Origin of the sequence: Candidatus Bathycorpusculum sp., assembly GCF_009778815.1 — an archaeon.
Taxonomy (GTDB): domain Archaea; phylum Thermoproteota; class Bathyarchaeia; order Bathyarchaeales; family Bathycorpusculaceae; genus Bathycorpusculum; species Bathycorpusculum hydrogenotrophicum.
Map to the genome: position 1 here is coordinate 1 of NZ_WRFL01000069.1, position 11147 is coordinate 11147.

Annotated in this window: 11 protein-coding genes; 8 read left to right on the plus strand and 3 right to left on the minus strand. The window is 43.1% G+C overall.

Features of this window, described 5'->3' with window-relative positions; translation table 11 throughout:
- On the plus strand, positions 1–479 hold a 479-nt coding region (locus FWF39_RS10490; RefSeq protein WP_343383389.1), incomplete at its 5' end, for a hypothetical protein.
- 600 nt (positions 480–1079) lie between these two features.
- Here FWF39_RS10490 and FWF39_RS10495 read toward each other — a convergent pair.
- Entirely contained in the window at positions 1080–1247 is a 168-nt protein-coding gene (locus FWF39_RS10495; RefSeq protein ID WP_343383390.1) for a hypothetical protein, read from the minus strand.
- A 247-nt stretch (positions 1248–1494) separates the two neighbouring features.
- Here FWF39_RS10495 and FWF39_RS10500 point away from each other — a divergent pair, with 247 nt between their 5' ends.
- From FWF39_RS10500 to FWF39_RS10510, 3 genes are all read left to right on the plus strand, one after another.
- On the plus strand, positions 1495–1938 hold the full coding sequence (locus FWF39_RS10500) for a hypothetical protein (RefSeq protein ID WP_343383391.1): 444 nt from the start codon (positions 1495–1497) through the stop codon (positions 1936–1938).
- 61 nt (positions 1939–1999) lie between these two features.
- Entirely contained in the window at positions 2000–2698 is a 699-nt protein-coding gene (locus FWF39_RS10505; RefSeq protein WP_343383392.1) for an ABC transporter ATP-binding protein, read from the plus strand.
- On the plus strand, positions 2670–4568 hold the full coding sequence (locus FWF39_RS10510) for an ABC transporter permease (protein ID WP_343383393.1): 1899 nt from the start codon (positions 2670–2672) through the stop codon (positions 4566–4568). The genes FWF39_RS10505 and FWF39_RS10510 overlap by 29 nt, the downstream gene beginning before the upstream one ends.
- 98 nt (positions 4569–4666) lie before the next feature.
- Here the strand turns inward: FWF39_RS10510 and FWF39_RS10515 are convergent, their stop codons facing one another.
- A complete protein-coding gene (locus FWF39_RS10515; protein WP_343383394.1) occupies positions 4667–5836 on the minus strand; it encodes a hypothetical protein in 1170 nt (389 codons plus the stop codon).
- Between the two features lie 50 nt (positions 5837–5886).
- Positions 5887–6612 carry an NERD domain-containing protein gene (locus tag FWF39_RS10520; RefSeq protein WP_343383395.1) on the minus strand — a complete coding sequence of 242 codons (726 nt, stop codon included), beginning with the start codon at positions 6610–6612 and terminating at the stop codon, positions 5887–5889.
- Between the two features lie 911 nt (positions 6613–7523).
- On the opposite strand from FWF39_RS10520, the gene FWF39_RS10525 reads away from it, so the two are divergent.
- From FWF39_RS10525 to FWF39_RS10540, 4 genes are read left to right on the plus strand one after another with little or no spacing between them, the layout of a single operon-like run.
- Complete coding sequence (locus tag FWF39_RS10525) at positions 7524–9047, plus strand: NAD(P)H-hydrate dehydratase (RefSeq protein ID WP_343383396.1); 1524 nt, start codon at positions 7524–7526, stop codon at positions 9045–9047.
- Complete coding sequence (locus tag FWF39_RS10530) at positions 9047–9628, plus strand: DUF367 family protein (protein WP_343383397.1); 582 nt, start codon at positions 9047–9049, stop codon at positions 9626–9628. The genes FWF39_RS10525 and FWF39_RS10530 overlap by 1 nt, the downstream gene beginning before the upstream one ends.
- Before the next feature lie 8 nt (positions 9629–9636).
- A complete protein-coding gene (locus tag FWF39_RS10535; protein WP_343383398.1) occupies positions 9637–10269 on the plus strand; it encodes a LysE family transporter in 633 nt (210 codons plus the stop codon).
- Between the two features lie 29 nt (positions 10270–10298).
- Positions 10299–10847: an O-acetyl-ADP-ribose deacetylase gene (locus tag FWF39_RS10540; RefSeq protein WP_343383399.1), complete on the plus strand. Its 549-nt coding sequence runs from the start codon at positions 10299–10301 to the stop codon at positions 10845–10847.
- Positions 10848–11147 lie beyond the last annotated feature (300 nt).

Below are 11147 nucleotides of genomic sequence, written 5' to 3' on the forward strand. Positions count from 1 at the left end.
CCCAAACACCCACCCAAACACCCACCCAAACACCCACCCAAACACCCACCCAAACACCCACCCAAACACCCACATCTACTCAGCTATTTGATGAGCAGACCAAATACAACACAAGCAAGACACCGATCCTCAAAAGGGCAGACAACAAATTAGATGCAAAACTCACCCACAAAAGAGACGATAGATGCCAACTCAAACACCAAACAAGAATTAACAAGTGTCAGGTACCACACTCCAACAGTCAAAATTTTTGCCGGTCAAGTACAATCGCAATATTTCCAACAACACCAGAAAAAATCAGTCATCGCGGTTCACCCTCAACAAAAAAGTTTACCGCCAAATTGGCTGCAACCCAAAAAATAGTGCAAAAAGAAAAAACTCAGGCAACCATCAGCAAACAGTCAGCTACAGGCATCACCAGCAAAAACCAAAAAATCAGCAACCCAACACAACCCAAAAAACCCTGCACAAAAAAATAAACTCGCCAAACACAAAACACAAACAAACTTTGACAACAAAAAGCCACAAAAAATTATTGCTCAACACCACCTCAGAAAACTAGACAACAGTCAACAACCCAAACACACAACAAAAAATTGCTGGGACACAAAAATGGTCAAAGTTTCAAATAGACAACAAAAAATCAAACCTGCCAACAGATAAAAAATAACGACCACCCGTTTAACTCTTTTAACCCAATAAACAAAAATTAGCTGACTTTATCCTAAAAAACCGATAAAATGAGGCAGTTTAGCCGCGAAAACCCAGCAGTGGAAAAGCGCCAGATTGGTTATCACCAAACACAAATACAAAACCCGCAAAAACACCTCCAAACAATCAATTCACCTTAATTTAGGCTTTTTTGGTGTGCTCTAAGGGGCTTGGCATGGAGAATATCGGGGCCTCATATAAGTACTGATGAAAATCTATGGACAAAGCAAATCCGCACTTTTTCGAACACCCTTCGGCACTCAAACACAACTTTTAGCGCCAACCAAGGCACAAAGCAAACTTGGCCAAAATAACGCAAAGTCCAGCTGAGCAACAAAAAATGGTTGTGTGTCAGAGTTTTCCAGTCTTTAGCGCATTTGGCAAACTTGGCGATTAGGCTCAAATATTTTTGCTGGGCTGGCTGGGAGGGGTTGTGAGTGTGTTTTGGGGATGCTTCTGTATACGGGTTGTCTTTGGGTTTTTTCTTTATGACTTTGGGGGTTGGATGGGATTTGGGTATGTTGGGGCTTGGGCACTTTTGTAGCTGTTAGTATTGCATATAGTGGCCATATTTTGGTTGTGTTAATGTTGAGTAATCACTGTTGTGTGGTTATGGTTGTATAAGTATTACCATAATTATTTATGTTCACCAGTGTTCACCAGCTTGTGTGTCTGGAGAGGTGTGGTATACAGAAGCATCGCCCAACACAGTTTTTTGCGTCGTAGGGTGCAATAATTTTTATGTTAAACCGCCGCCACTTGGGTGTAGAAGAGGAAAAGATCTTGAGCACTGAACTTGATCGGGTTCGGCTTCGGCGCTGGCGTAAAAGAGGCTTCTACAGTGAAACCGCTCTAGTCAAATTGTTGCAAAAAAAAGGCTATAATGCGGTTCGCATACCTGTGAGCAATCCCAGTCTCAACCCCCTGCCCGATATCATTGCTCGACGAGGACCTCATCTCTATGCCTTTGAAGTTAAAAACGCCACCTACTATGCGTACTACCCCAAGGCACAAATCGATAAGCTCTTTCGATTTCTCGATCAGTTCATACCCTCCGGACATGCTGAGAAGCATGCGGTTGTTGCGGCACATCTGGGAAAGAAGTGGCTGTTTCGGGAAATCAGCTGGACCGATTGGGAAAAAGACAAAATACCTGAGAAGGTGCGAATTTTAAAGCGTGACCGCGGCAACCTCAATGTAGACACATGCTACCAGAGCGACATGTAAAGAAGTGTACCTCAAGTATTATTTAGCTACACACCTCACTGTCTGACGACAGGGAATCAGGATGGTTACACAAAAAGAGGACCAGTGGATGGTTTTAACACGGAACCTCTCAAAGACCTATCAAGTGGGTACAGATAATGTTGAGGTTCTAAAAGATCTAAGCATAGCCATACCTAAAGCTACGTTTGCAGTTTTGTGTGGTCCCTCGGGTTCGGGGAAAACGACGTTGTTAAATCTTATAGGCGGTATTGATCGTCCAAGTAGTGGCGAAATTTTTGTTGTGGGTCAAGCTTTGGCGGGGCAGAGTGAGGATTTTCTTTCTGATTTTCGCTGTTGTCATGTGGGTTTTGTTTTTCAAGCCTATAATCTAGTTTCTACCTTGACGGTGGCTGAGAATGTTGCGTTTCCGATGGAATGGCAAAGAAAGGCACCCAGTGAGATTGAAGCGCGTACTTTGGAGTTGATTGAGATGGTTGGGTTGGCGCATAGAACGTCGCATTTTCCTGCGCAGTTAAGCGGGGGTGAGCAACAACGGGTTGCTTTTGCAAGGGCTTTGGCAAATGATCCGGATGTGATTTTAGCTGATGAACCTACGGGGAATTTAGATGTAAAAAACACTGAAAAAATTCTGCAGGTTCTTCATCTGTTAAAAGAGCAGGGTAAAACGGTTGTGGTGTCCACTCATGATCTTCAAATTCGTGCACTTGCAGATCAAGTAATTGAACTAAAAGATGGCAAATTGGCGAGTTCTGATGAGTAGGGGTGCGGGTTTTCCCATTAATGATTTGTTGCGCAGGCGTCTTCAGAGTGGCCTTGTTGTGGTTACTTTAACGTTGAGTGTCGCCTCGACATTATTTTTGCTTCTGTTTAGTAGTCGTGTTGGTGTTGGGTTAACTGCATCGTCAAATGTATTTACGATTGGGTTAACATCTGTATTTGGTCAGTTTATTCTTTTTATGGGGATCTTGGTTTTTCTTGTTGGTGCGGTTTTGACTTCGTTTATTGTTTCGTTGATGATGGCTCAGAGGACCCGAGATTTTGGTTTAATCAAAGCGGCTGGGTGCCCTAATAGTTTGGTTGGGGGATACTTTATGACTGAGTTGTTTGGTGTGGTGGCTTTGAGTTGTGTTTTGGGCATCCTATGTGGGTTTATTGCTGATTTTGTGGCGGCCACTGTTGTTTTTGGGGTTTATGTTTTGGGTAATTGGTGGTTTGCTCCGGTGGTTTTTTTTGTTTTTTTCTGTTTGGCCTTATTTTTTGGTTTGCAACCTCTCTTGAGGGCGACAAAAATGACGGCGCTTGATGCACTCTCTCCTGTGAATTATTATGGATTAGTGTTTGGCGGTAAGCATAGGTCAATTTCGCGTTCAGGGTTGACTTGGCGTGTTGCTTCAAGGAGTATGGTTAGACGGTTATCTTCGGTTGTGCGTATTGTTGTTTTGTTGTCGATTGTTTTTGTTTTACTTACAATTTCAGTGGCGGGCGGTATAATTGCTAATGACACTACAACTGGGTGGGTAGAAAAAACCTCGGGTGCTGGATCGGGTCTTATCATGGTTGCGCACAGCAGTATGGGTAGTCAATATGAGTTGTTGTTATCCAAGTTTACAGGGACACCGCTAAACGGTGATTTTGATTACGCAAATTCTGAACTTGTCATTCCAAGTAGAGTTGCTGAGCAGCTAAACAGTATGTCGGGTGTGGCTTTAGTTGATTCGCGTTTAGTTCTATATATGCCGATTAGAGAAATCAGCAACTATACGGCACTTAATGGTATCAAAACCATTATTGGGGGTGATCGGGAAGGAACTTCACTTGTAATCGGCGTAGACCCTTGCACTATGGCTACAGATTTTTCATCTATGGGACGAAGTCTAAGTGAGACTGAACCTTTTGAAGCAGTTATAGGAGATTCTATTGCTCAAACCATGTATTACCGTGATGCAAGTAAAAAAATTTACACTGCCGATCCCTTGTTGGAGAGTATCAGAACTGCTGAAACAACTTTTAAGATCGTAGGTGTTTGTATCGACCCCATAAACAACGGCAATGTTACATATGTACCCTTAGAAACGTTGATGAACGCCACGGATAGGTTGTATTCAAATCTACTCTTAGTGACTCCTAAAGATTCAACTGATCGATCGGTAACTATCTCTGAGATAAGGCACATCGTTAAATCGATTGATCCGAATCTGGAGGTCTTTGACTTAGAGCCGACGTTAGAGGCAAATAAGGCCTTTTTAGGTGCAGCTTGGCAGACTATTATGTTTATTCCGTTGTTTAGTTTGGCTTCAGCGGCTGTTTGTTTGGTTAGTTATATGATGTTGGTTGTGGATGAGCAACGTCAAGAGTTTGTTGTGTTGCGTGCTGTGGGTGCAAAGCCTAACCTAATCGTCAAATTGTCAGCGTTTGAGAGTGCACTTGTGTTGTTGTCAAGTTTTGGAATAGGGCTTTCTTTTGGTGTGATTATTACGTTTTTGATTTTGATGACTAATCCGCTTGTAACGGTCACAACGATAGGTATGATTTCTATTTGGGTGATTTCAGCATTGGCAGTGATGTTTGTTTTGAGTCTCTATCCTGCTGTGAGGATGTCAAAGATGGGTATCCTCAAGATTGGGGGGTAGTGTAAATTTGAGAGTACTTCAAAAGTGAGCATGTAAACGGGCTAAACTACCGTTCTTTTTTGTAATGCGCTCAAATAAAACCAGATGCATACGGTATTTTACTTTTGATTGCTTTTTCTTTTAAGGACTATGGCAACTATAGCTATGGGAATTATGATTGCTATGCATATACCCGCAAGGTACACAACTAAAGGCAGGTTATTGGCATCAGAGCTTAAACCACTGTCGGAAAGTGTTGATGACTCGAGGGTTGAATTGTTAATTGAGCCGTTAGGAAAACCGGAACCTAAAGGTTGAACACTGATTACCTCTCCAGTATCGGTCCAAAGCATAACTCTAATAAAAGAAATCATACCGGGATAAATATCCTCTAAGGGCAAATCAACAATCCAAACAGGATAACGCACCAAAAGACTCTCCGATTGTCTAGATATGGTAGAAGGCTGGATCTGAATGTGTTTGTTAACTATATTAAAACCCGATATCACTTCACCATCAAATGTATACGAAAGACTTGTAGCCTGCTCAAGCGCTATACTGATAGCTTGTTCCTCAGAAACATTTACCACAGTACTACCTAAAACGTAAAACGCTCTATTGTCGGTAAAGTCCCTTAATTCGCCGTTTCTAAATCCTAAGATAAGTCTGCTGTAGTCAGCGCCATTTACCGTGTTGCTCCACATAAAAGAGGTCCCTGCGTCGTTGACTATAACTGAGAGTTGTAGGTTACCGTTTGTTTTTGTGTAGCCGTTTGTGAGATCTGCCGTTTTTAGCAGATTAATCATTTGAGTTATTTGTTCATCTTGGGTATATGTTTGGTATCTTTGCAAAACGCCTGTGGCTGTTTTACGCAAATCATCACCCGGTTTTTGAATATAGTGTATGACGCCATAGTTAGGTACAGGATAAATAGTACAGCTAACAAGTCCGCTGTTCCAGAAGCCAAAACTCACCGTTAAGGAACCTGAGTCTCCGTCGTTATTATCATAATCAGAATATGCAAGATCATACTGCCCGGTTGTATACGCCACATCATTCCAAGGTCTTGCTGAGGCTTCTAACAAGGTCGCGTCGTATTTGTCAGTGTTGATTTGGAATATGTCTCTTAGGAAGCAGAGAACTTTTGTTGTGTCAACATCCTCAGGTATTTCAATATTTTTAGGTACTTCAATATCAGCGTTTACAATCGTTTCTATGGATAATGAGGTACATAGAAGAAGCATCAAAAAGGCAATGACAAAATTTTTTTTATTAAACTGTATTGTCATTTTTTATTACCTCGGTAATCGTACAGTATTTCGCTCCAAAGAGCCAGTTACTATGCGCCCAAGCCTTCATCTGAGGTTATATATGTTGAAGTTATAAATTTTTGGTGTGTTTTGACGTTTTCAATATGGAAGGGTAGTTGATTTATGAAGTCCTGTAGAGATAGTATGGGCACAATTGGGACTTGGTCGTGGAATTTATAGGCGCTTGGTATTAGTGAGATAACTGTGGGGATGAATGTTGCTTTTTCCCATTGGGTGTATTCGAGGTTTAGTTTGGTGTTGGGCTGTGTGTCTGAGAGAGCTTTTGTGCGTTGGGTTTGTTGTTCTACGATTTTTCGTAGTGCTGAGGTTGTGATTGTGTGGGCCCAGTGTTTGCAGTCGATGCAGATAACTAGGGGTTTGCGGCAGCCTATTACGTCTATTTCATATCGTTTGTTTTCGTGTTTGAAGCGTATGTTATTGTGGACGCTGTAGCCGTTGTATTTGAGTGCTATGGCGGCGATTTGTTCGAATTCTTGCCAGTGCATCAGGGTGCTTATGTGTTGTATGTCTGCGCCTAGGGTGGCGGTTTTGATGGCTATTTTTATGCGTTCTTCGGTTTTGATTTCAGCTGTTTCGTTTTTGAGTTTAATGATGTTTTCGTTTTGCAGTTTTTGGAGCAATTCCATACATAGTGTTTGGGGGAGTCTTGCTTCGGTATTGATATCTTTGATTAAAGCAGAGCCATTTTTGGTTAATTTTAGCACTGAAATTAACATGTTACACTCAAAATTCACGATTCGACCTCCATTGTGTTGAGGGGGTTGCGGCAAAAATTGGCGGATTTGAGGTTATGTTGTTTGAGGATAGGCGGGTTTGGTATACAAAAGCATCGCCAAAACACAGTTTTTTTTGATATTCTAAATCCGCGTTCAAGAGCAAATCCACGGAATTTTTACGTGGAGGCTAAAAATAATCTTTTCCTTGTTTTGATGGGAACTTGTCCAAGATTGGGAAATTCGGGGTTGCGAAATTTGGTTTTCGGCAGTCGTAGGCGAGTTTTTGCCGTACCCATGGAAAAATTTCACTACATAGCGCTATTTTGATTATTTTATTGATGATTTTTTAACTGTTTAGCGTAAAATGTGTTATTTCGATTTTTTTTCGAAACTACTTCGAAAAACAAACAAAAACTTTACCAAAAATGTCCCACATGCAGGAACAAACAAGAATTACTAAGCCAACAAAGGGTTGCTTACCGCGCTTTAGAGCTGACTTGGAGGTTGCAAATATGGTTTGCATAATCCTGTCAAACAAAATTGTGAGTGAAAAGGCTGTTGAGCCACACGTTTAGGGTGTATTTTACTCAAATTTAGCTTTAGGTTTGGGTTTGGGCGTGAGTTTTGGGGGTTGGTTGGAGAATTTTTGGCCGCAACCACAAATTCAAGACAACTCAAAACACACGCCAACCCGCTTTTAGCGGTTTTGCAGACTGAAACTCACCTGCTTAGATGTAAAGCAGGTTTTTGGTCAGGCATGATTATATATGCTTCGAAGTTTTTCGAAAAAATGTGCTCATTTGGCAGAGTTTCTCTGTTTTTAAAAATTTAAAAAGTTCAGGCCTAAAAAAGTGTGTTGGGAGATGCTTTTGTATACAGATCAGAGATAGCCTTATCTGCCCATGAAACTAATGATAAGAGGCGTCGTTATGCAAAACCAAAACAGCCTCATCTCGAGCCGCGAAATGCGCGCCTTAGAAGTCAACGCTCAATACTTCGGTGTCAGTCTCCTCCAACTCATGGAGCTGGCAGGAAGAAATGTTTCACAAGAGATTATGGCACGCTTCCCAAAAGGCAAACGTGTTGCAATCGTCTGTGGATTGGGTGGTAATGGCGGCGATGGCTTTGTAGTAGCTCGACATCTGCTAAGATCAGGTTTTGAAGTTACCGTACTTTTAGTTGGCAGAGACCGCGATATTAGCCATGAAGCAGCACTGAGAAACTATGAGATCTTACAAACCCTTCAAACCAAAATTTCTGTGGTTGAAATTAACGATAGCGCCGCAATTCCCGCTATAGAAGCCGATATCGTTATCGATGCTATGCTTGGAACTGGAACGAAGGGCAAACTCCGAGCACCCATACGTCAAGTTGTAGATGCCATAAACGCCGCATCAGGTTTCAAACTTGCCATTGATATTCCAACGGGAATCGACTCGGACACAGGTGAAGTGCTGGGCAACGCTGTTAGAGCGGATTTGACGGTAACGTTTCATAGAGCAAAGTTGGGCTTAAAAAACGCCAAGAAATACACAGGCGAGGTTGTGGTAGGTGACATTGGATTGCCCTTAGAGTTTGAAGAGTTTGCAGGTCCAGGCGATGTTGAGTTAGCCCGCAAACCTCGAAGCGAGACGGCTCACAAGGGCGATTTTGGACGTTTGCTAATTATCGGTGGAAGCACGGTTTATGCTGGTGCACCTGTGCTGGCTTCGCTGGCGGCTATGCGCAGCGGCGTAGATCTAGTTTATTTGGCGTCTCCCAAAAAAAATGCCTATGAAATCACCTCCATCTCACCGGATTTGATTACAGTTAAACTCGAAAGCGACAATCTAAGCCCGACTGATCTTGAAACGCTCAAACCCTTTATCGAGCTTGCTGATGTTGTTGCCATGGGGCCGGGTTTGGGGTTAAGCCCTAAAACCCAAGAGTTCGTCAAAGTTTGTATCGAAGCCGTTGAGGCCGCGGGGAAACCCTTGGTGCTTGATGCTGACGGTTTGAAAGCGTTTGCTAAATTCAAGCGTGCGCTCAAAGTGCCGCTGGTGCTAACGCCTCATGGAGGCGAATATGCCATACTCACAGACAAAGCCTTACCTGAGCAAATAGACGAGCAGATTTTGGCGGTTCAAAAAATAGCTAAACAACTAAACGCCACCATACTGCTAAAAGGTAAAGTTGACCTTATCTGCGACTCCAACCGCGTCAAGCTTAATTTCACAGGTAACGCGGGTATGACGGTGGGTGGAACAGGGGATGTTTTAGTGGGGATCGTCTCAGGACTGATGGCCATGCATGCAGATCCCTTTGAGGCTGCTGTTTGTGGTGCGTTTGTAAATGGAGCGGCAGGCGATTTTGTTGTCTCAGATTTTGGTTATCACATGGTTGCCACTGATGTTATCGAGTGGATTCCCAAAGTCCTCGAAACCCCGATGGATCATCTAAAGGTGAAAAAGTAGTGAGTGCTGAAGACGTCTCTGAGGCGCCGTCTGCTTTTGCGGTTAGGATAAATATTTATCATGCCGCACAAGATGACCCCAAAAAGAACACGGCCCTTCGCCTTAGCCGTCGAGGCTTTGCCCGTATAGTTACCAAAATTAAATTCTTGCCTAAACGAGCAATTGTACTCAACCCCTTTAGTGAAATCGCGCTCTCCCCCGCCGATCGGGAACGGGTTGAGCAGTTCGGAGTTGTGGGCTTGGATTGTAGTTGGGAACACGCCCAAAAAGTCATGGGCGAACACGTTAGGGGCACAAGCCGTTGCCTGCCCATTCTAATTGCAGGCAACCCCGTCAATTTTGGAAAACTAACCAAACTAACAACAGCTGAGGCCATTGCAGCAACCCTCTACATTACAGGCTTTCAGCAAGAAGCAAAAACCATGTTAGATATTTTTCCCTGGGGCCACACCTTCTTTGAACTAAACCAAAAACTGCTCGATAGCTATGTGACAGCCAAAGACAGCACCGATATAGTTGAAATGCAAAAAGAACTACTAAAAGTTCAAAAACGTGAGCCTGCCAAGGGTATCTTTGAGTAAGTGAGACAATGGTCTATATTACTGAGTTTCCCGTGTTTTTATTATCTGTGCTTTTGATCTCGCTCTCAGGCGTGCTCATGCCGGGTCCTCTTTTTGCACTCACCATCAAAAAAGCCTCAACCAGCAAGATTTCGGGGATTCTAATTGCTTTGGGGCATGGTATCGTCGAGTTTCCCTTGATGATTCTGATTTTCTTTGTTCTAAGTCAATTCACAATTCCAGCCATGGTACAAATTGGAATTGGCCTAATAGGAGGCGCTTTGATGGTTTTTATGGGGATACAGTCTTTTCAAGGCCGGCATAACCAAAAAGAAATCCAAACCGGTCCTATGAGAGATTCCGTGTTTGCAGGCATCTACACAACGGCGGTAAATGCCGGGTTTATTTTATGGTGGCTTACCGTTGGAACGGCGCTTATACTTAACGCCAAGCTGTTTGGGTTGTTGGGTTTTTCCATCTTTGCGGGGGTACATTGGTTGGTTGATTTTGCATGGTATGCGGCGGTGGCTTTTTTGATTTTCAAGTCTCAGCGTTTCTGGAATGATCGGGTTCGATTTGGAATTACCGTTTTTTGCTCAGCTGTGTTTATCGGGTTTGGTTTTTATTTTATGGGTTCAGCGGTATGGTCGTTGCTGGTATAGTTAAATAGGCTGTTGTGTACAGGTTAATTATGGAATTCAAGGCTGGAACCGCAACGGTGCAGTTAATCAAAGGGGATCTCACCGATCAAGACGTAGATGCTATTGTGAACGCAGCGAACTCGACGCTTCTAGGTGGAGGCGGGGTGGACGGAGCTATTCATAGTAGAGGCGGATCTAGGGTTCTCGAAGAATGCAGACAGTTAAGGGCAAAGGAGTGGCCTGATGGTTTGCCCACGGGAAACGCGGTTATCACCACGGGCGGAAACCTCAAAGCTAAACATGTAATTCACACTGTTGGTCCGATCTGGCGTGGGGGTCTTTATGAAGAGGCTAAACTGCTAAGAAGAGCCTATTGGAATAGTCTCAAACTTACTGTAGCCAATGGACTTAAAACGGTAGCGTTTCCCTCCATCAGCACAGGGGCTTATGGATATCCAACAGATGAAGCCAGCAGAGTTGCCCTTGGAGCCGTAAAGGATTTTTTGGCCAAAGAAGATACGCTGGAATTGGTGCGGTTTGTTTTGTTCTCTGAGAGAGATCTAGAGATATACCATAAAGCGGCACAAGGTCTTTTTTAACCGGTTCTTTTTAGCGGTTCTGAGTTTTTGAGAAGCTATTCTAGAGTACTCTAAGAGTGGACTCAACGGCTCAGAGGTAATTAGGAAATTGTAGGCAATAATTAAGAGGGTGAAATTATGGAGCAAATCCAAACTGACAAGGATGTTGATGTTGTAGTTGTTGAAGGTTTAACGAAGGGAGAGTGTTCACCTAAAGATAAGTAATGCGGTTTTTTGAAATGCTGTAAAGATGTCTTCAGTGGTTAATGCGTGCCAAAGTTTAAGCGTTAAATCCACCATCGCGGTCTTCTTTGAAACAAC